General features: G+C 56.6%; 22 protein-coding genes. 17 read left to right on the top strand and 5 right to left on the bottom strand.

The window, feature by feature from the left end; translation table 11 throughout:
• Positions 1-36: 36 nt before the first annotated feature.
• The gene (gene dld / locus Q3V30_RS14605) at positions 37-1,770 is read right to left on the bottom strand and encodes a D-lactate dehydrogenase (RefSeq protein WP_306206790.1); all 1,734 of its coding nucleotides are present in this window, start codon (positions 1,768-1,770) and stop codon (positions 37-39) included.
• Between the two features lie 181 nt (positions 1,771-1,951).
• Between dld and bglX the strand changes: the two genes are divergently transcribed.
• The 5 genes from bglX to idi all read left to right on the top strand — a co-directional run bounded on the left by bglX (position 1,952) and on the right by idi (position 9,177).
• The gene (gene bglX, locus Q3V30_RS14600; RefSeq protein WP_306206788.1) at positions 1,952-4,249 is read left to right on the top strand and encodes a beta-glucosidase BglX; all 2,298 of its coding nucleotides are present in this window, start codon (positions 1,952-1,954) and stop codon (positions 4,247-4,249) included.
• Between the two features lie 84 nt (positions 4,250-4,333).
• Positions 4,334-5,206 carry an oxygenase MpaB family protein gene (locus Q3V30_RS14595; protein WP_306206786.1) on the top strand — a complete coding sequence of 291 codons (873 nt, stop codon included), beginning with the start codon at positions 4,334-4,336 and terminating at the stop codon, positions 5,204-5,206.
• Between the two features lie 179 nt (positions 5,207-5,385).
• Positions 5,386-6,495 (top strand): suppressor of fused domain protein, encoded by a 1,110-nt coding sequence (locus tag Q3V30_RS14590; RefSeq protein ID WP_306213217.1) that lies wholly within the window; start codon positions 5,386-5,388, stop codon positions 6,493-6,495.
• A gap of 136 nt (positions 6,496-6,631) precedes the next feature.
• Positions 6,632-8,527 (top strand): methyl-accepting chemotaxis protein, encoded by a 1,896-nt coding sequence (locus tag Q3V30_RS14585; protein ID WP_306206784.1) that lies wholly within the window; start codon positions 6,632-6,634, stop codon positions 8,525-8,527.
• Between the two features lie 110 nt (positions 8,528-8,637).
• Positions 8,638-9,177: an isopentenyl-diphosphate Delta-isomerase gene (idi, locus tag Q3V30_RS14580; protein WP_306206782.1), complete on the top strand. Its 540-nt coding sequence runs from the start codon at positions 8,638-8,640 to the stop codon at positions 9,175-9,177.
• A 50-nt stretch (positions 9,178-9,227) separates the two neighbouring features.
• Here idi and Q3V30_RS14575 read toward each other — a convergent pair whose 3' ends face one another.
• Positions 9,228-10,703: an MFS transporter gene (locus Q3V30_RS14575; protein ID WP_306206780.1), complete on the bottom strand. Its 1,476-nt coding sequence runs from the start codon at positions 10,701-10,703 to the stop codon at positions 9,228-9,230.
• A gap of 220 nt (positions 10,704-10,923) precedes the next feature.
• On the opposite strand from Q3V30_RS14575, the gene osmF reads away from it, so the two are divergent.
• The 4 genes from osmF to Q3V30_RS14555 are packed head-to-tail and all read left to right on the top strand — an operon-like array spanning position 10,924 to position 14,701.
• Positions 10,924-11,838 (top strand): glycine betaine ABC transporter substrate-binding protein OsmF, encoded by a 915-nt coding sequence (osmF, locus tag Q3V30_RS14570; protein ID WP_306206779.1) that lies wholly within the window; start codon positions 10,924-10,926, stop codon positions 11,836-11,838.
• Between the two features lie 46 nt (positions 11,839-11,884).
• Positions 11,885-13,045, top strand: a complete 1,161-nt coding sequence (locus Q3V30_RS14565; RefSeq protein ID WP_306206777.1) for an ABC transporter permease — start codon at positions 11,885-11,887, stop codon at positions 13,043-13,045.
• Positions 13,042-13,974 carry an ABC transporter ATP-binding protein gene (locus Q3V30_RS14560; RefSeq protein WP_306206776.1) on the top strand — a complete coding sequence of 311 codons (933 nt, stop codon included), beginning with the start codon at positions 13,042-13,044 and terminating at the stop codon, positions 13,972-13,974. The genes Q3V30_RS14565 and Q3V30_RS14560 overlap by 4 nt, the downstream gene beginning before the upstream one ends.
• A 1-nt stretch (position 13,975) precedes the next feature.
• Complete coding sequence (locus tag Q3V30_RS14555) at positions 13,976-14,701, top strand: ABC transporter permease (protein ID WP_306206774.1); 726 nt, start codon at positions 13,976-13,978, stop codon at positions 14,699-14,701.
• Here Q3V30_RS14555 and Q3V30_RS14550 read toward each other — a convergent pair.
• The gene (locus tag Q3V30_RS14550) at positions 14,688-14,792 is read right to left on the bottom strand and encodes a protein YohO (protein WP_306206772.1); all 105 of its coding nucleotides are present in this window, start codon (positions 14,790-14,792) and stop codon (positions 14,688-14,690) included. The two genes, Q3V30_RS14555 and Q3V30_RS14550, sit on opposite strands and share 14 nt — an antisense overlap.
• Positions 14,793-15,047: 255 nt before the next feature.
• Here Q3V30_RS14550 and Q3V30_RS14545 point away from each other — a divergent pair, with 255 nt between their 5' ends.
• The gene (locus tag Q3V30_RS14545; RefSeq protein ID WP_306206770.1) at positions 15,048-15,632 is read left to right on the top strand and encodes a hypothetical protein; all 585 of its coding nucleotides are present in this window, start codon (positions 15,048-15,050) and stop codon (positions 15,630-15,632) included.
• A 65-nt stretch (positions 15,633-15,697) separates the two neighbouring features.
• Positions 15,698-15,871, top strand: a complete 174-nt coding sequence (locus tag Q3V30_RS14540; RefSeq protein WP_306206768.1) for a hypothetical protein — start codon at positions 15,698-15,700, stop codon at positions 15,869-15,871.
• Between the two features lie 162 nt (positions 15,872-16,033).
• Here Q3V30_RS14540 and Q3V30_RS14535 read toward each other — a convergent pair whose 3' ends face one another.
• A complete protein-coding gene (locus Q3V30_RS14535; protein ID WP_306206766.1) occupies positions 16,034-16,774 on the bottom strand; it encodes a MerR family transcriptional regulator in 741 nt (246 codons plus the stop codon).
• Positions 16,775-16,918: 144 nt separating this feature from the next.
• On the opposite strand from Q3V30_RS14535, the gene Q3V30_RS14530 reads away from it, so the two are divergent.
• The 4 genes from Q3V30_RS14530 (at position 16,919) to Q3V30_RS14515 (ending at position 19,452) form a co-directional block, all read left to right on the top strand.
• Positions 16,919-17,482: a helix-turn-helix domain-containing protein gene (locus Q3V30_RS14530; protein WP_306206764.1), complete on the top strand. Its 564-nt coding sequence runs from the start codon at positions 16,919-16,921 to the stop codon at positions 17,480-17,482.
• Positions 17,482-18,003, top strand: a complete 522-nt coding sequence (locus Q3V30_RS14525) for a GNAT family N-acetyltransferase (protein ID WP_306206762.1) — start codon at positions 17,482-17,484, stop codon at positions 18,001-18,003. The genes Q3V30_RS14530 and Q3V30_RS14525 overlap by 1 nt, the downstream gene beginning before the upstream one ends.
• A gap of 8 nt (positions 18,004-18,011) precedes the next feature.
• Complete coding sequence (locus tag Q3V30_RS14520) at positions 18,012-18,461, top strand: GNAT family N-acetyltransferase (RefSeq protein WP_306206760.1); 450 nt, start codon at positions 18,012-18,014, stop codon at positions 18,459-18,461.
• A gap of 214 nt (positions 18,462-18,675) precedes the next feature.
• Entirely contained in the window at positions 18,676-19,452 is a 777-nt protein-coding gene (locus Q3V30_RS14515) for a DUF3750 domain-containing protein (RefSeq protein ID WP_306206758.1), read from the top strand.
• A 72-nt stretch (positions 19,453-19,524) separates the two neighbouring features.
• On the opposite strand, the gene Q3V30_RS14510 is transcribed toward Q3V30_RS14515, so the two are convergent.
• Positions 19,525-20,610, bottom strand: coding sequence for an iron-containing alcohol dehydrogenase family protein (locus Q3V30_RS14510; RefSeq protein ID WP_306206756.1), 1,086 nt, complete (start codon positions 20,608-20,610; stop codon positions 19,525-19,527).
• Between the two features lie 291 nt (positions 20,611-20,901).
• On the opposite strand from Q3V30_RS14510, the gene dinG reads away from it, so the two are divergent.
• Both dinG and ybiB read left to right on the top strand, forming a co-directional pair.
• Positions 20,902-23,064 (top strand): ATP-dependent DNA helicase DinG, encoded by a 2,163-nt coding sequence (gene dinG, locus Q3V30_RS14505; RefSeq protein ID WP_306206754.1) that lies wholly within the window; start codon positions 20,902-20,904, stop codon positions 23,062-23,064.
• An 18-nt stretch (positions 23,065-23,082) separates the two neighbouring features.
• Positions 23,083-24,051: a DNA-binding protein YbiB gene (gene ybiB, locus Q3V30_RS14500; RefSeq protein ID WP_306206752.1), complete on the top strand. Its 969-nt coding sequence runs from the start codon at positions 23,083-23,085 to the stop codon at positions 24,049-24,051.
• Positions 24,052-24,133: the final 82 nt, after the last annotated feature.

The raw sequence follows: 24,133 nt of genomic DNA, 5'->3' as shown, positions 1-24,133 counted from the left end.
TCTCTCACAGAGAGCGTTACTCCCCAGGCAAGACATTCAGGAATGCTTCGCCCCGCAGTCACACTCTCCCCAGTTCTTCGCTTTAGTCGTTTTACCAATCCCGGGGTTGAAGCTGTTGGTCGGGTCCAGCTGCTGGTAGAAGGCTTTCAGCTGCGGCTTAGCGGCATAGAGATGGCCAACATTATGCTCTGCCGGATACTCGGCACCGCGATCGGCCAGCATCGCCAGCATCTTCTCTTTCAGCGCATGGACGTCCACCCCTTTTTTCACAATGTAATCCTGATGGAATACGTGGCAGAAAAAGTGGCCGTAATAGAGACGATGCACCAGCGCATCATCAAATTCCGGCGGCAGACGCTCAAACCAGTCACGATCGTTACGCCGCAGAGCAATATCCAGCGCCAGAATATCCTCTACCTCGTCACTGTGAACGGCGTGATAGCGTACCGCTGCACCGGCGGCAGCAAAGCGGTGCAGGAAAGCTTTCGCGCCCTCGTCCGGCGTGCAGGCAAAAAAGTCGCCTTCCGCCTGCTGGAAGTAGCTTTCGAGGTAGTCGCGTGCTTCGGCAATGCCCTCACCCGACATTTTGATCATCAAATGATGTTCATAGCGGTCGCGGTACTCCTTCAGCCTTTTGGGTAAGTGGGAGGGCAAAACTTTGCTGATTTTTTGCAGCAGCCGGTCGCTAAAGTGGGGTTTTAAAAAAGGCACACTGCCTGAGAGCGCATCCGCCCGGCCTTTCAGCGTGAAAAACAGCGGCATCTTGTCGGTGCCAAACTTGTCAATCATCACAAAGGTGTCTTTGCCGTAGACTTCCGCGATATCAAAAATGTCGCGGTGCATATACTCAGCGGCGACAGGCAGATTGGTGAACGACTGCAACATGTGGCGGCGTATCTCATCGAATACGTCCGGATTGTTGCTGCCGAGATAAAAGACCTGCTGCTCTTTTTCACTGACAAAGGTGTCCAGGCGCACCGCAAAAACGGCCAGCTTTCCTGCACAACCTGAAGCTTCAAACAGACGCCGTGCATCCGCATTGAAGCGTGAGGGCGTATTGGCATCGATCTCGCGAACACGGGCTGCATACTCTCCATCGGAGGCCTGCCGCTGATCATATTTTACGTCGCTCTGCTGCCAGGTTTCATCATCCAGCCGCGTCAGGATCTGTTCCGGCGTGCTGCCCAGCTCAATGCCCAGATGGTTAACCAGCTTGAGTTTGCCCTGCGCGTCCACCTGCGCATAGAGCGACATTTCACTGTAAGCGGGGCCGCGTTTAATCAACGAGCCGCCGGAGTTGTTACAGACGCCGCCCAATACCGAGGCGCCGATGCAGGAAGAGCCAATCACCGAGTGCGGCTCTCGCCCCAGAGGTTTCAGGATTTTCTCTAACTGATAAAGGGTGCTGCCCGGAAAAGCGAGTACCTGCTTGCCACCGTCAATCTGCTGAATTTTGTCCATTCTCAACGTGCTGATAATCACGATGTCGCGCTGGTAATCGTTGCCGTTCGGCGTGGACCCTTCGGTAAGGCCGGTATTGGCGGCCTGCATCAGCACGATGGTATCGGCCGCCACGCAGGCCTGCAGAATGCGCCACTGCTCCAGCAGCGTACCGGGAAAGACCACCGCCAGCGCATCGCCTTGCCCGGAGCGAAAACCTTTACGGTAGCGCGCGGTTTGTTGAGGATCGGTAAGAAGGTGGGAACGTCCGACGATGCGGAGCAGTTCAGCGACCAGTTTCTGGCTGGTCCGGGAAGAGGGGGTGTGCATATCCATGCTCCTTTTGACTGTCACTGATTAACTTTAACACTACTTTTCGCTATCGGACGGCAGAAAATCAGACGCCGATCGCGCCAATATGTTGAAAACTACCTGCTATCCTGAAGTTATGGCACACTGAAATTCTTGTGGCCTTTACTTGCCCCGCAGTTATTTAAGAGAACCCAACCTGATGAAATGGATTTACTCTGCCAGCCTCGCTGCCGCCCTGAGCCTGCAGCCGGCTTTTGCTGAAAACCTGTCTGCACCTCATCCGCTGACTCCGGAAGCGCGTGACGCATTTGTTACTGATTTACTTAACAAAATGACCCAGGATGAAAAGATAGGGCAGCTGAGATTGATCAGCGTCGGCCCGGATAACCCGAAAGAAGCGATTCGTGAAATGATCAAACACGAACAGGTCGGCGCCATCTTTAACACGGTTACGCGAAAAGATATCCGTGCGATGCAGGATCAGGTGATGCAGCTCAGTCGCCTGAAAATCCCTCTGTTTTTTGCCTATGACGTGGTGCACGGACAGCGCACCGTGTTCCCTATCCCTCTTGGCCTGGCCGCAAGCTGGGATCTCGATGCGGTCGCTAATGTGGGGCGCATTTCAGCTTATGAAGCTGCCGATGATGGCCTGAATATGACCTGGGCTCCGATGGTGGACGTCACCCGGGAACCTCGCTGGGGCAGGGTTTCCGAAGGATTTGGCGAGGATACTTATCTGACCTCGGCAATGGGCCGTACGCTGGTGGAGTCAATGCAGGGTAAAAGCCCGGCAGACCGCTATTCAGTGATGACCAGCGTCAAGCATTTCGCCGCCTATGGCGCGGTGGAAGGGGGACGCGATTATAATACCGTGGATATGAGCCCGCAGCGGCTGGCGCAGGATTACCTGCCTCCTTACAAGGCGGCGCTGGATGCCGGAAGCGGGGGCGTGATGGTGGCGCTGAACTCGCTGAACGGCGTGCCGGCTACGGCTGACAGCTGGCTGCTGAAAGATCTGCTGCGTGATGAGTGGAAATTCAAAGGGATCACGATCAGCGATCATGGCGCCATCAAGGAGTTGATGAAGCACGGCGTGGCGAGCGATCCTCAGGATGCGGTGCGCATTGCCATCAAGTCCGGCGTGAACATGAGCATGAGCGACGAGTACTACAGCAAGTATCTGCCGGGGCTGGTGAAAACGGGCGCGGTCAGTGAAAGCGAGATCGACGATGCGGCGCGTCATGTGCTGAACGTAAAATATGATATGGGGCTGTTTAACGATCCCTACAGCCATCTTGGTCCAAAAGAGAGCGATCCGGCAGATACCAATGCCGAAAGCCGCCTTCACCGTGCCGAAGCGCGCGATGTGGCGCGTAAAAGTATTGTGCTGCTGAAAAACCGTCTGCAGACGCTGCCGCTGAAAAAGTCGGGTACGCTTGCGCTTATCGGGCCGCTGGCGGACAGCCAGCGTGACATTATGGGCAGCTGGTCCGCAGCCGGTAAGGCAGGACAGTCTGTCAGCGTGCTGCAGGGGCTGAAGAATGCCCTGGGCGATCGGGCCACGGTGCTCTATGCCAAAGGGGCCAACGTCACCGATAATAAAGGCATTCAGGATTTCCTGAACCTCTATGAAAAAGCGGTGACCGTAGACAGCCGCACCCCGCAGCAGATGCTGGATGAAGCTGTTGCTACCGCGAAGAAGGCGGATGTGGTTGTGGCGGTAGTCGGGGAGGCGCAGGGCATGGCGCATGAGGCGTCAAGCCGCAGCGAACTCGCCATTCCCGCCAGCCAGCAGGCGCTGATCGCGGCGCTGAAGGCAACCGGCAAACCGCTGGTGCTGGTGCTGATGAACGGTCGTCCTCTGACCCTGGTGAAAGAGAACATGCAGGCGGACGCGATGCTGGAAACCTGGTTCAGCGGCACCGAAGGGGGTAATGCTATCGCCGACGTGCTGTTTGGTGACTACAACCCGTCAGGTAAGCTGCCGATGTCGTTCCCTCGCTCAGTCGGCCAGATCCCGATCTACTATAACCACCTTAATACCGGGCGTCCGTACGATGCCAACAAGCCAAATAAATATACTTCGCATTACTACGATGCCGCCAACGGCCCGCTGTTCCCGTTCGGCTACGGTTTGAGCTATACCACCTTTAAGCTCTCGCCTGTGAAGCTCTCCTCTGCCACCATGCCACGCAACGGCACGGTCAATGCCAGCGTTACCGTTACCAACACCGGCGATCGGGATGGGGCGACGGTAGTGCAGATGTATCTGCGTGACCAGATGGCAAGTATCAGCCGTCCGGTAAAAGAGCTGAAAGGCTTTAAGCGCATCATGCTGAAAGCGGGCGAGTCGCAAACGGTCACCTTCCCGATTGAGGTCAACGCGCTGAAATTCTGGAATGCCAGGATGCAGCAGGTGGCGGAGCCGGGTAAATTCAGCGTGATGATCGGGCTTGATTCTGCCCGCACCACGGATGCAGAGTTTGATTATCTGTAAACGCCAGAGGGCAAGGATGCCGCTTCATAACGCATAAACTTAAGGGACGATCTTCGTCCCTTTTTCTTTCAGCAGGGTCGTACTATGTCTTCAATCCGGGACAGAATTCAGCAGCAGGTGTTTCGCCTGAATGGGCTGGCTATGAACGAGTTTGATTTATCTCAACCGCTGGGCGATCCGGGATTATACGGGCCTGACAGCGTGATCTGGCGGGTGCACGGCGACTTTCCCAGTATGCTCTGCGGGGGGATCTCTGCACTGCTGATGCAGATGCTTCACCCGCTGGCGCTGGCTGGCGTCTGGGATCACTCCACCTTCCGGCAGGATATGATGGGACGGCTGCGCCGGACCAGCCAGTTTATTGCCGTGACTACGTTTGGTAACAGCGTGGATGCCCAAACGCTGATCGATCGCGTGAAGCGCATTCATTTACAGGTTAATGGCGTGGATGCCCGGGGAGCGCCCTATGCTGCGAGCGATCCTCATCTGCTGACCTGGGTACACGTTGCGGAAACCAGCCGTTTTCTCGCCGCGCATTTGCGCTATAAAAATCCCGATCTGAGCCTTGCTGAGCAGGACCGCTATTACGCCGAGGCCGCCGTCGTTGCGGAGGCGCTGGGTGCAGAGACCGTGCCGAAGTCGGTACAGGCGGTGGAGGCTTACCTGCTGGCAATGCAGCCAGAGCTGCGGTGTGATGAGCGTACCCGGGAGGTGCTCTCTTTGTTGATGAACGCGCCAGCGCCGAGCTGGCAGGCGCGCCCGGCAATGAAGGTGATGATGATGGCAGGCATAGAGCTGCTGCCAGAGTGGGCACAGCAGCAGTTCGGCTTCCGTTTTTCAGGCATGGGGCGCGGAACGCTTCGCTTACGTATGCGGGTACTGGCAAAAGGGCTGCGCTGGTCTATCCGACGCGGTGCCTACCACCGCGCTATGCAGCGCATGGGGCGGGAAGGATAGAGTAAACATCTGCTGCTCTGCGTCGATAGCCGTCGCACCAGCGCTTTTTCCCCTCTTTACAGCGCTAAACCCCGCCCCAGGCCGATTTTTGAGACTATTACCCTTGCGACGGCATGGCACAACGGGACATCCTGCCCTATTCTCCGGGTGGGATCCCCTACATCCATCGTCGAGGCTTTATGACACAGTTGTACCGGATTGCTGAAGTCACCAATCAGCAGCAAACGCTGACAGCTCAGGTTGAGCAGGATGAGCGCGCCGCCTATTTCTATATCCGGCCTGCGGAACCGTTCCGCACGCAGTTCGCCGTGCGCGGCTGCTGGCTGCGCAATCTTCTGCCCGCGCCGGCCCGTGAAGACAGGGAAGCGATGGAGCAGGGCATTCCGCCGCTCCTGAGCGCAGAATATTGCCGTACGCTGGAAGCGGAACCGATGCTCGACCCCGCTGGCCTGCAGATTATCTGGGCCCCCAGCGATGACGGAGCGGCATTATGGTATCAGGGGCAGCTACTGGCGGTGATCCCGGGCTGGAGCCTCTATCAGAACAAGCAGGTCAGCTTCTCGGCTGGCTGCATTAAAGAAAACCGGCTGACGGCTCCGCTGGGTTCCGCTTCCACTAATGACTATTATGCTGAAGCTGAAAAACATCGTCACTTCTGGCGCGACTGGCATGATGGCCATCTCTGGGAGCCGATGCAGCGCGACCTGTTAAAGTGTTATGAATCCCAGTATGGCGAGTCGCTAAAGTATTACTCGGTGGATCAGGGCAACTGGCCACCGATGGCGATTTCGCAGCACTATCATCAGGGCAGCTGGTATTTCCTGACGCTGGGAATGAGCATTCGTCCACTGCCGTGGGTCGATTTTCTGTTTGAAGATCTGGCCCCCCAGCACCGCAGAATTGAGCTGGCGATGGCGATAGATGCAGAGGTCATGACGGAAGAGAACGCCGTGCAGATGGCGAGCGCGCTCGCCAGCTTTGCACACTTCCCCTGGGCACGAATCAGCTGGCTGGGAGAGGGACATACGCTGGAGTCTGCCGTGGCGCCGGTCGGTTTTGAAGGCTTCCTGCTCTCGGGTGAACTGGGCGGGGCAGAGGCGCAGTTCAGCCTGCCCAAACGCGAGGGCGAAACAGTCACGCTGCTCTGGACCACGCCGGTTACCATGGCGGAACGCGAATTCGCGCAGGCAGAAGAGAGCGGCGGCAATCAGCTGGTGGAAAGATTGCGTCAGGCCGGCGCGAATCATATTTTTCGTCCCCGTCAGCAGGTGGTTGATCCACAAGATTAAATTTTGCCAGCCACCACCGTTTCCCTTTTAATGCCACTTTTCTCTGGAATGCGACGTTTATCACATCAAGTTTTCCTGTAACACGCCGTTAACACGATCAGGCAATTGTGCCTGAATGCGTTGAGCGGGGCTCGTCATGTTTAAAACAACCCAGGCCAGATTTACCCTCCTGATCGTCGGCTTTTTTATGCTACTGCTGCTGATCACGGTTGTGGTAATTAATATGTTTGTTGCGCCTCAGCTAGCGACCAATGAGAGTCGTCTGGTGCGTTATGAAGTGGATTCTATTGGTTCGCGAATTACTGAAATGATGAACCGTATTCAGGCACAGCAGCGCACTATTACCGAAACGGTCGCCGTGCTCGACAGCGCCGCTATCGATAGCGTGCTTCCCGCTTTAGTGAATCAGTATCAGGACGTAAACGTCTTTGGCGGCGGCATCTGGCCACTGCCTAAAGTGCGCGATCCGGCCAGAGATAAATTCAGTACCTTCTTTGCCCGTGACAGCAGTAATAACCTTCAGGTCAATACTTTCTGGAACTCTGCTGAAGCACCCAACTACTACGAGCAACCCTGGTACAAAGATGGCCAGGCGGCAGCCAAAGGGCAGTGCGCCTGGGCGAAGGCCTATCAGGATGCTGCCAGCCCGCAGCCGCGCACCAACTGCGCCATGGGTATTTATCGCAACGGCAGCGCCTGGGGCGTCGCCACTATCGACGTCACGCTGGGCTTTTTCAACCATCTGGCAAAACAGATGGGGGATGCGGTACAGGGGCAAGCGCTGATTGTGGAAGCCGATGGCAAAGTGGTGGGAGACGCCAGCCTGATCGGCGGCACGCCAAAACTGCGTAATCTCAGCGAACTGGCCACGCCAATGGCCGCGACGCTGCGTACACTGCTGGCAACAGCGGGCAAGGAGCCTCTTCAGAGTACCTTTGACAGTGAAGATGGCAACCACACGCTGTTTCTCCAGCAGATCGAGGGCAGTCCCTGGTTTATCGCCAGCGATGTTCCCACTGCGCTGCTCTCCAAACAGACTGACTCCATCCTGACGCGTCTGGGTCTGGTGCAGATCCCGTTAGCTATCCTGCTGCTGCTGGTGCTGCTGGGCTTTATCCGTACCATGATGAAACGTCTGGGTGGACTGAACGACAATATCCTGGCGCTCTCTACGGGCGGTGCAGATCTGACACAGCGCCTGCCAGCCAGCAGCAGCCCGGAATTCAACGCCGTGTCACAAAGCTTCAATAATTTCATTGAGTATCTTCAGGGGCTGATGCGCCAGGTGGGCGACAGCGCGCTGGCTATCACTTCCGCCTCAAAAGAGATTGCCAGCGGCAACCTGGATCTCTCTGCCAGGACCGAAGAGCAGTCCAGCTCAATCGTTGAGACGGCGGCTTCAATGGAGGAGCTGACCGGCACCGTACGACAGAACGCCGATAACGCCACGCATGCTAATCAGCTGGCAGGAGATGCTTCACGCGTGGCCGCTCGCGGATCCAACGTGGTGAAGCAGGTGGTGACCACCATGGGCGAAATCAACACCTCTTCCCGCAAGGTTGTCGATATTATCAGCGTGATTGACAGTATCGCCTTCCAGACCAACATCCTGGCGCTGAACGCCGCGGTGGAAGCCGCACGTGCCGGAGAACAGGGCCGGGGATTTGCAGTAGTGGCGTCTGAAGTACGAAATCTGGCTCAGCGCTCCGCTAATTCTGCACGGGAAATCAAAAAGCTGATTGAAGAGTCGGTCGCCAATATTGACCAGGGCAGCCAGCTGGTGCAGGAAGCGGGCAACACCATGGAGGAGCTGATGGGTGGCGTCAGCAGCGTCACAACGCTGATGGCTGAAATCATGTCCGCCAGCCGTGAGCAGAGCATGGGGATCGATCAGATCAACACTGCCATTAACCAGCTCGACAGCACCACGCAGCAGAACGCCTCGCTGGTGGAGCAGGTCTCTGCGGCTGCTCAGGCTATGGAAGAGCAAAGCGTGCAACTTGAGCTGGTGGTCAGCAGCTTCAAATTATAACCGGTCACCGGGGCAGCCTTGTGCTGCCCCTCTTACTTCCGCACGATTTTACGCAGCAGGATCCCGCAGAGATGTGCCACAATACCTAAGATAAGTCTCAGGGAGCGCCCATGTCTGCAATCGAAGTTATTCTGGTTGATCGCCACGATCGCCCCACCGGCAGGATGGAAAAGCTTGAGGTTCACGAGAAAGGGTTGCTGCATCGCGCGGTAACGGTCTACGTGTTCAACTCGCGCCATCAACTGCTGCTACAGCAGCGCGCGGCAGGGAAATATCACTGCGGCGGCTTGTGGAGCAACACCACCTGTGGACACCCTTTTCCTCAGGAGCTGACGCAGCATGCCGCAGAGCGCCGTCTGCAGGAAGAGATGGGCATGTGCCTGAAGCTCCATCCGGTGTTTGAGCTGAGCTACAACTTGCCGATGGGAAATGGGCTGACCGAGCATGAATATGGTCATGTCTATTTCGCGTTCAGCGATGCCCTTCCCGTGCCCGATCCCGCCGAGGCTGATGGCTGGCGCTATGCTTCGCTGGCAGCGATCCAGCAGGAGATGCAGACTCATCCGCAACGTTTTACGCCCTGGTTCCTGCATACCTTTTCCCGCATCCCGGCTGCTTTTAAAACTTTTACGGCTCAGATGGCCTGCTGAACAGGCAGAAAAAAGCCCGCCAGTATGGCGGGCTTTTTAGCAGCGAAAGGTTAGGGTTCGCGCACGAAATCTTCCGCATCCACATCGTAGCCGGACGGTTCCCAGCGGATCGCCAGCAGCGCGATAAGGCCTGCCAGCGGGGCGAGGGCAATGACCCAAAAGACATTGGTGCTTAACGCCGCAGAGAGCAGGGGGAACATAAACAGCGAGACGGTGGAACTGCCGCGCATCAGCGTCTGGTTAAAGCCAACGCCGACGCCACGTAAAGAGGTGGGGTAGCTGAGTGAGGCGAAGGTCATAGTATGCGAGCCGGGACCAAACCCCTGGCCCAGCAGGAACAGCGCCAGCATCGCAATCGAAATGGCCGCTTCTGCACCATCAGCTGGACGCCCCACCAGCGCCAGGCCCACCAGCGCGACAAACTGGAAGCAGTAGCCCAGCGTCGTCATCTTCCATGCGCCAAATCTTGGCACCAGCCGTACGGCCAGTATCCCGCCAACAAACGCAAACAGCAGGTTTAACGCCAGCGACACCAGAATCGTGGTCAGCATCGACTGCGCCAGGAAGCTGGAGATAATCACCGGCAGACCAAACGCCACGGCGTTATAGGCAAAAGCGGAGGCAATCGCCGTCACCGTTGCCAGAATGGTACGCCGCAGGTAAACCCCTTTCAGCAGTTCGCCATAATTGCGCCAGCTGGCGCGACGCCCACGCGTGGCAGGCGACAGGTCGGCATCCTCTGCCACATGCGCATTAATGCCGTATGAGTTGCGTAAGATAGCTGCCGCGCCATGCAGATCGCCCTGGTTGGCTGCCCAGACCGGTGACTCGCTCATATAGCGGCTACGAATGCAAATAATCAGGATGGCGGGAACAGCGCCAAAGCCTAAAATAATTCGCCACAGCAGACCTGCATGCGCTTCCGGCAACACCGTGTAAAAGAACAATACCAGCAGATAGGAGATGGAGATCGCCGCATACCAGGTGGGGCACCACATCGCAATGCTGGCAGCTTTATTGCCCCGTCCCTTAAGCTTCGAAAATTCAGCTAAAAAGGCCATCGCCACCGGCAGGTCGATGCCAACGCCAAGCCCCATTACAAAACGTGCGGCTGTCAGCACATACTCATTCGGGGCAAAGGCACACGCCAGTGCGGCAAAAACAAAGAAGAACATATCGGCCATAAAGACGCGGTAACGGCCAATTTTGTCAGTGAGGTAACCGCCAATCAGGGCGCCGACAATGGCGCCAAAAGCTATCGCGGAAGCCACCATACCGGCACCGGTTGGCGACAGGCCAAACTCGCGGGTGACATCCTTCATGCCGAAGGCGAGGGCGCCCAAATCGTAAGCATCAAGAAAGACGCCGCCCAGCGCAATGCCAATCACGATGCGGGCATTGCTGCGCGCCTGGGTGCTGTTGTTGACCAGTTGAGAAACATCGGCAGCTCGCCGGAGGGTGACGGCTTCACCCGTCGGGGTATTCCCTGTCATGGCGACGTGCGCCGAAGTGGTTAAATCAGTCATGATGTTGGGGTCTGTTTTATAAGAATAAGCTCAGAGAATACTCCCGGCGGAGACAGAGTTAAATTCCTGCTGGTTATAACTTAAAACTAAATGCATGTTGAAAAAGCAAGCACAGGTAGCTTCTCTTTGCTGTGCAGCGGGTGAGTTTTTCGCCGTCTGGCTTTCTCCCGGAATTTATTAGGCTACGCTTGTTACTAACCTGACGAAAAGGAAAAGAAAAATGGTGAAGAAAACAGGGCTTGCGCTCGCACTGGCGGGTTTACTCGCGCTGACCGCAACCGCTGGCGCGGCGGAGCCGGTGAAGGTCGGATCGAAAATTGATACTGAAGGATCGCTGCTTGGCAATATCATCCTTCAGGTACTGGATAAGCACGGCGTGAAAACGGTGAACAAAGTACAGCTCGGCACCACTCAGGTAGTCAGGGGGGCGATTACCGCTGGCGAACTCGATATTTATCCTGAGTACACCGGCAACGGCGCTTTTTTCTTTAATGATGAGCATGACGCCGCCTGGAGAAATGCGCAGGCCGGTTATGAGAAAGTGAAGAAGCTGGACCAGGAGAAAAATAAGCTCACCTGGCTGACTCCGGCCCCGGCTAATAATACCTGGACCATCGCCGTGCGCGGCGATTTGGCACAGAAGAACAAGCTGAATTCACTGGAGGATCTCAGCGCCTACCTGAAAAAGGGCGGTGAATTCAAGCTGGCCGCTTCCGCAGAATTTATCGAGCGGCCCGATGCGTTGCCTGCGTTCCAGAAAGCCTATGGCTTCACGCTGAAACAGGATCAGCTGCTCTCCCTGGCAGGAGGCGACACAGCGGTCACCATCAAAGCTGCCGCGCAGCAGACCTCGGGCGTTAATGCGGCGATGGCCTACGGCACCGATGGCCCGGTGGCGGCGCTCGGCCTGCAAACCCTGAGCGACCCCAAAGGCGTGCAGCCTATTTATGCGCCGGCGCCGGTTATTCGTGACGCGGTGCTGAAGGCTTACCCGCAGATTGCCGACTGGCTGAAACCGGTCTTTGCTTCGCTGGATGAAAAAACGCTGCAGGAACTCAACGCGAAAATTGCCGTAGAAGGGCAGGACGCGAAAAAGGTGGCAGCAGACTATTTGCAGCAGAAAAAACTGCTGTAGCGAAACCCGGGCCGGCTAAGCTGGCCCGCAAGCTATCGGAAAAATTTTGCGCCCTACAATTCATAATCGCGTGCTGCTAACGCTCTCCATCCTGCTTGGCGTGGCGGCTGCTCTGTTTCCCTTTTTAAACTATGCGCCCAACCGGCTGGTCTCTGGTCAACCCCTGCTGTTGCAGCAGATCCTGAGCGGACCAGAGTGGCTCCTTTTCTTGCCGATGCTGCTGCTGTTCCTGCAGGCGTTTATTCCCGTCAGCCGCCTGAATCTGCTTTTTACGGTGCTGCTCTGCGAACTGCTGTTTATTGCGCTGGTTGCCCTGAGCGGCTATCACGCCAGCGTATTGGCGCAGCAGGGAAGCCCGCTTGCCAGAACCTCCTGGGGCAGTGGTTTCTGGTTTTGTGCCGCCCTTTGCCTGCTGCTTGCGGCCGACGCCACCGCACGGCTGACCAAAAGCGCGCTGTGGCGGCTGCTGCTTAACGGGCAAATCTGGCTACCGGTTATCCTCTTATTGCTGAGCGGCCAGCTCCATGATCTGGCGCTGCTGAAAGAGTATGCCAACCGACAGGAAGTCTTCGACCAGGCGCTCTCCCGCCACCTGCTGCTGCTGGTGGGGACGCTGCTGCCCACGCTGCTGATAGGCATCCCGCTTGGCTGGCTCTGCGCGAAAAAAACGGCCGTGCAGTCGCCCGTGTTTGCCGTGCTGAACGTGATTCAGACTGTGCCTTCCATTGCCCTGTTCGGCCTGCTGATTGCGCCCCTGGCGGGACTGGCCCGCTCTTTTCCGCTGTTGTCGCAGATCGGTATCAGCGGCATCGGCATGGCGCCAGCGCTGATCGCGTTAGTGCTCTATGCGCTGCTGCCGCTGGTGCGTAGCGTGGTTGCCGGGCTGCAGCAGGTGCCGAAAGAGGTGATCGAGACCGCGCAGGGAATGGGCATGACCGCCGGGCAGATATTCTGGCAGGCTGAAGTGCCGCTGGCTCTGCCTGTGCTGCTCACCGGGCTCCGGGTCATCGCTGTGCAAACCGTGGGAATGGCCGTGATTGCGGCGTTGATTGGCGCAGGAGGATTTGGCGCCATCATATTCCAGGGCTTGCTCAGCAGCGCACTGGATCTTGTGCTGCTGGGCGTCATTCCCGTTATCGCGATGGCGGTAATTATCGATACCCTGTTCAAATTTACTCTTTCCGTTATTGAGGCGAAGCGCCAATGATCAACTTCAACCAGGTGAGCAAGCACTTTGCCGGTAAAGCGGCCGTCAGCAATCTGACGCTGAATATTGCTGAAGGCGAGTTCACGGTGCTGATTGGCACCTCGGGTTCAGGTAAATCCACCACGCTGAAAATGATCAACCGGCTGATTGAGCATGATGAAGGCACCATCCAGTTTGCCGGAGAGGAAATCCGCGGGTTTAACCCTCAGGAGCTGCGCAGACGCATGGGGTACGCTATCCAGTCTATTGGTCTCTTTCCCCACTGGACGGTAGAGAAAAACATCGCCACGGTGCCCGCCTTATTGAAATGGCCTCAGCAGCGGATAGCCGGCAGAGTCACTGAGCTGCTGGCGCTGCTGAACCTGGATGAGCAGTTTCGTCACCGCTTTCCCCATCAGCTTTCCGGTGGTCAGCAGCAGCGGGTGGGCGTGGCAAGAGCGCTGGCAGCGGATCCGGAGGTCCTGTTAATGGATGAGCCTTTTGGCGCGCTGGACCCTGTTACCCGCGGCGCACTTCAGCAGGAGATAGTGCGTATTCATCAACTTTCCGGGCGAACCATCGTGCTGGTCACGCACGATATTGATGAAGCGTTGGCGCTGGCCGACAGGCTGGTGTTGATGGATAACGGCAAGGTTATCCAGCAGGGCACGCCGGTTGAACTGCTTACCCAGCCGCTCAATGATTTTGTCAGGGACTTCTTTGGCCGCAGTGAATTGGGCGTGCGTTTACTCTCGTTAGGAAATGCGGGTTCGGCGGCGCGGCGCGGTGAGTGGCTGGAGGAGGAGGCGATATCGGAAGAGATGACGCTGCGCGAAGCCCTTTCGCAATTTATTGCCCGCCAGACCGACCGACTGCCGGTGACGGATAAAGCACGCAGGCCGCTGGGCGTGCTGCACTTTGCCGATCTGTTAAAGCAGAAGAGGACGTAATATGCGCAGGTTTCGTGACCCCTTACTCTGGCTGGTGCTCTGCTTTGTTGCGCTGCTGCTGGCAATGCCTTACAGTGGCCCGCTGTTTGCCCACTGGTTTCCGACGCTCGACAGGCCCTTATATCAGCAGGAGAGCTTCCTGCAGCTGGCGCTGGCCCACATTGAACTGGTGGCTCTCTCAAGCCTGTTTGCGGTGATTGTGGGAATGGGAGCCGGTATCCTGGTGACCCGCTCATGGGGAAGAGAGTTCCGCTCGCTGATTGAAACGCTGGTCGCAGCAGGGCAGACGTTTCCGCCCGTCGCCGTACTGGCCATTGCCGTTCCGGTGATGGGCTTTGGCGAAAGACCGGCCATTATCGCCTTACTGCTTTACGGACTGTTACCGATTTTGCAGGGAACCCTGGCGGGGATCAGCGCCGTTCCAGCCAGCGCACGGGAGGTTGCTGAAGGTGTCGGCATGAGCCCCTGGCAGATTTTATATAAGGTGGAACTGCCGCTGGCAGGCCCGGTGATCCTGGCAGGTATCCGCACCTCGGTGATCATCAATATCGGCACGGCAGCCATCGCTTCAACGGTAGGTGCAAAAACGTTGGGATCGCCGGTGATTATCGGGCTGAGCGGATTTAATACGGCTTATGTTATCCAGGGAGCCTGCCTGGTGGCGCTGCTGGCTATCGTCACCGACCGCCTTTTTGAGCGCCTGCAGAGACGCTTTACGCGCGAATAAGAATAGTGTAACCCGTCAGCATAACCCCGCCAATGCCGCCGAGGGCCATCAACAGGAAGATAAAAATTACGCCAATTTTTTGCCAGTTCATGCCGGTATGTCCGTTGGTCTGCCGCAGAAGAGGGCGAAGTATAGCGCTTTTCACCCCGGCTGGTTAAGCCTTTGCTGGCTTTTTGTTGTCTGGAAATTATCCACCAGCCTGTCAGTACACTCACTGCCCTTCACGGCGAACAGCGGGATCGGGATAATGGAAAGCCGCTCTCAGTAATTAACCTCAACGTTCACTCTCTCCCTTTCTGTGCTTTATTCTTGTTCCAAAATGAATGGGCGCTAAGGATGGCTGAGAATGGATGAACTCACTCTTGCACAAATTCATGAGCTTTGTTTGCAGGCTACGCAGGAGGCTATTCATGGATTCGGCTGGGTAAATATTGATGTGGGTGCCTTGAACGAGGAAGAGATGCGGCTACTTGAAATGGGGAGTATTAACAGTGTACTGAACTGGAGGTGGGCGATGGAGCGATACAGCGGGGAGGCTGCTGATGGCCTACTGCATATCTCAATAAAGCTAATCGGTCATCAGGCAGCGAATACATTGCATGCCGCCATCATTTGCAAGTACGACTTTCGAAGGTCACAGTTTGCCCTGTGCATGCTTGAGAACTTTCTGGAGGGAAATGTCACGCAGATGACCGGTAAAGTACTGATCATTGCTCTGGTTTATGCGACTACTTTTTGCAAAGCCATTGGAATTGATGAAATTTATATTCAGAATCCCACTCCAGGATCGCGCCAGCGTTATGTCACCTATGGTTTTGCCCAAGTGTGGGATGATGCTGATAAAATGTCAGCTAGCGTGAACAATATTCTTCTTCATATCAAAGCTAAAGTTGCTGCTATTGAGCTGGGGAACAGTTCGGACAGGAGTTGATTGTTATATGAGCACTATTGAGGTAAGGTTTTGCCTTAGTTTTGAGCTAATCGTAAGGAGACGTTATGATCAAACCAGCCAAAAAAATTCAATCTGTCAGGGCTATAGCAGCAATAAAAAGCACTACAGAATTTTGGACATCAATAGATGGAGAGAAACTCTCCAGAGTAGGACTAAAAGAGAAAGAGAGCGATCTGGTGGGGCCTGTGAGAGCAGAAAAACAGGTGAAATTCGCTTAGTTTCACTTATCCGACGAAGTGCAAAGGCTCCCAATGGGGGCCTTTTTCAGCGCGATGATTCACTTAATATGGTTTTCAGTCGCCACAGAATACCCTTGTGGTTAATGGCGCGATATTTAGCAGTTAAAATTTGCGGTTCGTTAATGCCAGCCGCCGCGTTAATTACCCGGTACTTCCCGGCAGATGGGTAATGGCAAAACCCTGCTCCTGCCAGTGTGATAACTGTTCCTGCTGTCTGTGGGTAAGAGACTTCCCGGTAAAGATAAACAGTTTCTGTCCCGGGAAAAGTTCCGGGCGCGGCATTTCAAGCGGTTCTGCCAGCACATCCACTCGCCAGCCCTGCTGCGACAGGCGCCAGGCCTCCAGCCACAGTCGGGTGCGATCTTCATTAGCCCAGCCAATCAGCAGCGCATCTTTACCCGGCTTTTTGCGCGAGCCTGTTAAGCAGAAAACAACATAATCGATAAGAGCGCCATCAAGCAGGCTGCACATGGTGCGTGCCGTGTTCTGATCCAGTCCAAGGCGCTGCCGGATAGGAATAAAGACGTGATCGATGAGGGCATCAGCCGGATGTTCACGACCAATGGCCGCAATTTTAACCCGGAGTTTAGCGGGCCTGACGTGGCGAAGCACAGCCATCATCTCTTCCTGCAGCTTGACCCATCCATCATGGACGTTAACATTTTCTCCCTCAAGCAACGCCTTGACCTTGCCTACCGGCACGCCGCTCTCGATCCAGCGTTTGATCTCCTCAATACGCTGAATATCTTCGTCATCAAACTGACGGTGACCGCCCTCGGTCCGCTGTGGCTTCAGTAAGCCGTAACGGCGCTGCCACGCCCGAAGGGTGACGGGATTCATCCCGCAGCGTACGGCTACATCACCAATACTGTACAATGCCATGCAGTTCCTCTCATCCTTACCACTCAGTCTACCGTAGCGGACTCTTGATTGCTGTACAACTATTATTTTACTGTACAAGTTGATACTGCGCCTTAAACCCTGTAGATCTCATTTAAGAGAATAATTCCCTTAAATGAGAAATCCATGTCTGAACCTTCTTCTACTGAACACCGTCTTGCCCAACGTCTTGCGTCGCTCAGGGTCGATAAAGGGTGGTCGCTGGAGACGCTGGCCGAGATTACCGGCATCAGCAGAGCCTCGCTGTCGCGCATCGAACGCGCCGAGACCAGCCCTACAGCCTCTTTAATGAACCGTTTATGCATCGCATATGGGTTAACCATGTCCCGGCTGTTAAGTGAGGTGGAAGAGCCGGGGCCGCAGCATTTACGCCGCCACCAGCAGAGCGTCTGGCAGGACCACGAGAATGGCTATCACCGGCGGAGCATTTCGCCACCCGCCGGCAACTTTCACGGCGAGCTGGTAGAGGGAAGGCTGATAAGCGGTGCAAAGATTGAATATGATGCGCCGCCGGTGGAAGGGATAGAACAACACATCTGGATGCTTGCAGGTGTGCTGGTGTTCAGCATGAATGACCAGCAGTGGCGGCTGGAAGCGGGCGACTGCCTGCGCTTTCACCTCTTTGGCCGCTCCTCTTTCCACGCGCCAGAGGCCGAAGGCGCGCATTATGCGTTGGTGGTGTGCCGTTGATGGAAAAGATTGAGTATCAGATCCTTACTGCCGCCCAGGCAGAATCGGAACAGATGGCCTTATATCACGTGCTTTATGCCTGTGTGGCAGAGGGCGCCAGCATTGGATTTACCTCTCTGGATGCCAAACCGATGCAGCGTTTATGGCAGGGTATGATCACAAGCCTGACAGAGGGCAATAAACAGCTGATTGTCGCCCGGCAGAACGGGGAGATTGTGGCGACAGTGATAGTGGTGCTGGATATGCCACCAAACGGCGCGCATCGGGCTGAAATAGCCAAACTGCTGGTGCATCCCAAAGCGAGACGCCAGGGCATTGCCCGCCTCCTGCTGCAACAGGCTGAAAAGCTGGCGCGGCAGGCGGGACGATCTTTGGCGGTGCTGGATACCCGCTCGGGTGATGTGGCAGAGCAGCTCTATCTGTCGCAGGGGTGGCTGGTATGCGGGCAGATCCCCGGTTATGCGATCTCAACTGAAGGCATAGCAGATGCCACCACCGTGATGTACAAATTTTTGCAGTGAAAATGATTATGGTCAGCCCTGGAGAGGTCACCAGCGAAGAAGCAAAAAAGCTGCTGGCAATGTTATCCATGATTTTACACGACATAACCGGTAGCGACGGGCGAGCCAGCTTCAATGCTGAAGAGGTTGCACACCCTCGTGCCTGTTTTGCTCTTGCACGTAATACTCAGGGTGAAGCGGTAGGGTGTGGGGCAATAAGGCCCCTGGCCGGAGAAAAAGATGTTGCAGAGTTAAAAAGGATGTTCGCCTCTCCTGGCACCTGGGGAGTGGGCCATGCGCTGCTTTCTTTCCTCGAAGGGGAAGCAAGAAAAAGGGGATATCGGGAAATCTGGCTGGAAACACGCAAGGCCAATGAACGAGCTGTCAGTTTTTATTTAAGAAACGGCTACCGGATCCGTGAAAATTTTGGCCGCTATGTGGGTCGGGAAGAGGCCGTTTGCCTGGGACGTCTGCTCTGAAACGGTGCAGACAAAACAGCGCGCCAGCGCCCCTTTTTGCCGCACTTTGCACACATCATGCTGTGCAAAGAATAATCATTGAACCGCGGCAGCTATTTCAGTAATGTGACAAACGTCACCTTCCCTGAGCCTGACGACGCCCTGTCCCAGCCGCGATATCAACCCAATCCGATACACGCTTTTTACCCGCTTCAGGCGGGTGGACGAAGGAACTATGCTCTATTTGAAAATCATTACCTTAGGCTTTCTCTGCGTCATGCTGCTCTCGTTTGGCCAGAGCTACTATAAAGCTACGCACAGCGGTGTGGAGCTGAGCGGCCAGAGCTGGTCTACCGCAAGACGCGACTCTGCGGAGCTGGCGCCGGATCCGCTGACGTTCCGTCAGACGGCCATTGTGCAGGTCTATGTTGCCCCAACCTTTGGCTGGCGGGGACTGTTTGCCGTGCACCCCTGGATCATATTTAAAAAGGCAGGGGAGACAGAGTTCAGCCGTTATGAAGTGGTGAGCTGGGGCAGCAGTAACGTTATCCGTGAGAACTATGCGCTGGCGGACGGCTACTGGTTCGGCGCGAAACCCCAGATGATTGTTGACCATCGCGGGGCGGCAGCGGCGGCAATGATCCCGCAGATTGAGCAGGCGATAAAAAGCTATCCCTGGCCACACACCTACCGGGTCTGGCCCGGCCCCAACAGCAACACTTTTCTGGCGCACATTGGCAGGGAAGTGCCAGCGCTACGGCTGGATCTGCCTGCCAATGCCATCGGGAAGGATTTCCGCCCGCTCAAAAATCCGGTTGGCCTGCCGCCGTCAGGTCGTGGGCTGCAGCTTTCACTGCTGGGCGTGCTGGGTCTGACCCTGGGCGGAGAAGAGGGGCTGGAAGTGAATATTCTGGGCTTCAATATGGGGATCGATGTGAAGTCCCCGGCGCTGCGCCTGCCTTTTGTCGGCCGTTTAGGGCAAACCAAGCTGGAGAGTGACGCCGCGGGGTAACCCCCAGCGGCGGACGAGACATTCAGCGGTACAGGCTCTCTTCTGGTGGCCGATGCGCAGAAACAGACGGCGTTACAGCCCGGCCGCCAGCGCTTCCACCCGGCTGATAGCCTGATACAACGCCTCAACGGTGACCGGATGCGCCATATTTTCCATATCTGGCGCCTGCACCGATTCGCGAACAATCATCGCCAGCTCTTCGTCGGTCAGATCGGCAATTTCCTTCAGGCTGAGCGGTACGCTACACTGGCGGGCCAGCGCCATCTCATGCAGCAGCTCGTCATCAGCACGGTTCTCCAGCGCCAGCAGGCAGAGATTACCGTAGCCCACCAGCAGACCGTGACCGAATTCGCGGGTTTTGTCGCAGAAAGTAAAGCCTTCATAGATGGCGTGTGCAGCCGCTGCATGGGCACCGTTGCTCATCAGTGAGGTCAGCCCGGCAAAGGTAAAGATAACATCCAGCACCTGATCCAGATGATGATCCGGCAGATCCCTGCGCACCGCTTCACACGCTTTTGCCCCATGTTGGGCAATCACTTCATAGCAAATCAGGCTGTGTGCCAGCGAAGACTTCGCACTGGCATCAACCGGCGGATGGCGCTGGCTGACGGCGCGGAACTCATACCATTTTGCCAGCGTATCGCCCAGGCCAGCCGCCAGCCAGCGCAAGGGCGCCTGCGCCAGCAGCTCGCTGTCGATAATCACCGCTGCCGGTGCCTGAGGAAGCGGGAAAATATCGTGAAAGTTTCCATGATCATCATAACGAATACTCAGCGGCGTGACGGCCGAACAGGTGGCGGCAATGGTTGGAATGGTGATCACCGGCAGGTTATGCTCTGCCCCTACCGCTTTACAGGTATCCAGCGACTTCCCGCCGCCTGCAGCGATAATCACGTCCGCCTTCAGTGAGGTTGCCAGATCCCCCAGACGTTGAATCTGCGCCAGTGAGGTTTCGCCACCAAACCATTCGCAGCCCAGCAGGGTGACTTCAGCATCGGCAAGCTGGGTGCGAACCTGCGGCTCCACCGCTTTTAGCGCCTGATGCCCGCCAATTAACAGCGCGCGCTGGCCCAGTTCCCGACAGATCTCACCTAACTGATGAATAACGCCTGCACCACGCAGCACGCGTGCAGGAAAAACCAGATTTTGTTCAGACATGCCTGACCTTTTAATGTTGATACTGGGCGTCTTAAGTTGTACTTCACTCCAGTTAACACACAAAGCATTTTATCCGTAAAAGTAAAGCGGGCTGATGACTGCCTCAGACTGGAGGGCAATGTAAAAAGCCTCTGACAACTCATTGAACCGGTAAGTGTCCGAGCTCACAGCAGGTCGGATGTGAGGATCAGCAGGATGTACCCGTGCTCTTTCACTACAACAGCTGAAGAAGGCTGACGCGGGCCTGATACTGTGTAAAAATACAGGCCGTTTCAGTAAAAAGTGGTTGTTATGGCGTTATCTGCCGCGTTAAAAGCGCAAATTGCGGAGTGGTATAAAGCCCTTCAGCAACAAATTCCTGACTTTATTCCCCGCGCGCCGCAGCGGCAGATGATTGCCGAAGTGGCGAAAACGCTGGCGGGGGATGATGGCCGCCATCTGGCGATTGAAGCGCCCACGGGCGTGGGGAAAACCCTTTCTTACCTGATCCCCGGGATCGCCGTCAGCCGCGCGGAAGAGAAACCGCTGGTGGTGAGTACGGCCAACGTGGCGCTCCAGGATCAGATTTTCAGCAAAGATTTGCCGCTGCTGAAAAAGATCATCCCGGATCTGCGTTTTACCGCCGCCTTTGGCCGTGGCCGCTATGTCTGCCCGCGTAACCTGTCCGCTCTGGCAACCGATGAGGAGAAACAGGGCGATCTGCTGCTGTTTTTAGATGAGCAGATGACCGCCAGCAAGGATGAACGGGCGCTCTGTACCACGCTTGAAAAAAATCTTAACCGACATCAGTGGGATGGCCTGCGCGATCACTGTGACGATACCATCGAAGATTCGCTCTGGCAGCGCCTGAGCACCGATAAAGCCAACTGTCTTGGCAGCAACTGCCACTGGTTCCGCGAGTGCCCATTCTATGTGGCGAGGCGGGAAATAGAAAACGCGGATGTGGTGGTGGCGAACCACGCTCTGGTGATGGCGGCGCTGGAAACCGAATCGGTGCTGCCGCCACCCAAAAATCTGCTGCTGGTGCTGGACGAAGGCCATCATCTGCCTGACGTGGCGCGGGATGCGCTGGAAATGAGCGGGGAAATCACACCCGGCTGGAATACCCTGCAGCTTGATCTCTTCTGCCGTCTGGTGGAGCAGTGCCTGGCCCAGTTTCGCCCGAAAAGGCCGCCAGGACTGAGCAACCCTGAACGTCTGAAGGCGCACTGTGAAGAGGTGCGCGAGCAGTTGCAGCAGCTTTCTCATATTCTTGCCCAACTGCTGCCGCCTGGCAATCAGGAGGGCGAATACCGTTTTGAAATGGGGCTGCTGCCTGAAGAGGTGCTGACCCTCTGCGCCCGCCTGTTCAAACTGTGCGATGGCCTGCGCGGGCTGGCGGAAGCGTTGCTGAACGATTTAAGCGAAAAGTCCGGACAGTTTGATGTGGTCAGGCTGCACCGCGCGCTGATCCAGATGAACAAAGCGCTCGGCTGGTTTGAAGCCAGCAGCAAGCTCTGGAAACTGGCGGCGATGGAGAAAGCCTCTGGCGCGCCGGTCTCTAAATGGGCGAGCAGGGAGATCCGCGATGGCAACGCCCACCTGATGTTTCACTGCGCCGGGATCCGCGTCAGCGATCAGCTGGAAAAGCTGCTGTGGCGCAAAATCCCCCATGTGGTGCTGACCTCCGCCACGCTGCGCTCGCTAAGCAGTTTCCAGCGCCTGCAGGAGATGTCCGGCCTGTCGGAGAAGGTGGGCGACCGTTTTGTGGCGCTCGATTCGCCGTTTAACCATATTGAGCAGGGCAAGCTGGTGATCCCGCAGATGCAGTATGAGCCGATGCTCGCTAACGAAGTGAAGCATCTGGCGGAGATGGCGCACTTCTTCCGGGCGCAAATCAAACTTGGCCTGCACAAAGGCATCCTGGTGCTGTTTGCCAGCGGCCGTGCGATGCAGCAGTTCCTCTCTTATCTTCCTGAGCTGCGCCTGATGATGCTGGTACAGGGCGACCGGCCCCGGCCTGCGCTGGTGGCGCTGCACCGCAAGCGCGTGGAGCAGGGGGAAACCAGCATTCTGGTAGGGTTACAATCTTTTGCCGAAGGGCTGGATCTGAAAGGGGATTTGCTGTCGCAGGTGCATATTCATAAAATTGCTTTCCCTCCGGTGGACAGCCCGGTTATTTTGACCGAGGGAGAGTGGCTGAAAAGCCTGAGGCGTTACCCGTTTGAAGTACAGAGTCTGCCCAGCGCCTCGTTTAATCTGATCCAGCAGGTCGGCAGGCTGATCCGCAGTCATGACTGCTTTGGTGAAATTGTCATTTACGACCGGCGACTACTGAGCAAAAGCTACGGTGCCCGCCTGCTGGGGGCGCTGCCGGTTTTCCCGATAGAGCAGCCAGCAATGCCGGAAGGCGAATTACCCAAAGCGAGCCTGGCCCCTGCGGCAAAGAGACCTTCACCGCGCCGTCGTCGCTAATAATCAAAGAGCAGAAGCATGGAATATAACAAGATCATCAAAGAAGTGGGCCGCGGTAAAAACCATGCCCGTGATATCGATTTTGCTACCGCGCGTGAGCTTTACCGCCAGATGCTGGCGGGCGAGGTGCCCGATTTGGCGCTGGGCGCCATTCTGATTGCGCTGCGCATCAAAGGGGAAGGCGAAGAGGAGATGCTCGGCTTTTACGAGGCGATGCAGGAGCGGGTCATCAGGCTGACGCCGCCGGTGCATTACCCCATGCCGGTGGTTATCCCCAGCTATAACGGCGCGCGCAAGCAGGGGAACCTGACGCCGCTGCTGGCTCTGCTGCTGAGCAGGCTGGGTTTTCCGGTAGTGGTGCATGGCGTCAGTGACGATCCCACCCGTATCACCAGCGAAGCGGTCTTTCAGGCGCTGGGCGTTGCCGCTGTGCACTCTGCTGAGCAGGCGCAGGCGCAGCTTGAGCAGGGTAAACTGGTGTTTATGACCGTAGCCACGCTCTGCGCGCCGCTGGAAAGGCAGCTCTCGCTGCGCTGGCGTATGGGCGTACGCAACAGTGCGCATACGCTGGCAAAACTGGCGACGCCGTTTGCGGAAGATGCCGCGTTGCGTCTCTCCAGCGTCTCCCATCCCGAATATATCCCTCGCGTGGGGCAATTTTTCCAGGCAATTGGCGGGCGTGCGCTGCTGCTGAACGGCACCGAAGGGGAGGTCTATGCCAATCCCCAGCGCTGTCCGGCGATCAGCCTGATTGCGGGCGGCGAGCCGGAAGTGCTGCTGCCACGGCAGGAGGAGGGGGCAGCACGCGATACGCTGCCAGAAGCGAAAGATGCCGCTACCACCGCAGCCTGGACAGCCCGATGCCTGAACCGTGAGCTGGCCGTGCCGGACGCTCTTCGCCAGCAGATCGCCTGCTGCTATGTGGCAACCGGCCGGGCGGCAGACCGGCAGGATGCGCTGGAGCAGATTGGCAAGGCGGGTTACTGAGGCCGCTGGTTTGCCTTCTGACGCGCTGAAAGCGCAGGCCGGATGCAGCCGCCAGTAAAATTTTGCGGTTCTGCTGGCAGGC

The organism is Erwinia pyri, assembly GCF_030758455.1.
In the GTDB taxonomy this organism is placed as follows: domain Bacteria; phylum Pseudomonadota; class Gammaproteobacteria; order Enterobacterales; family Enterobacteriaceae; genus Erwinia; species Erwinia pyri.
Note: the sequence above shows the minus strand (reverse complement) of the source record. Positions and strands in the feature narration are given on the sequence as shown.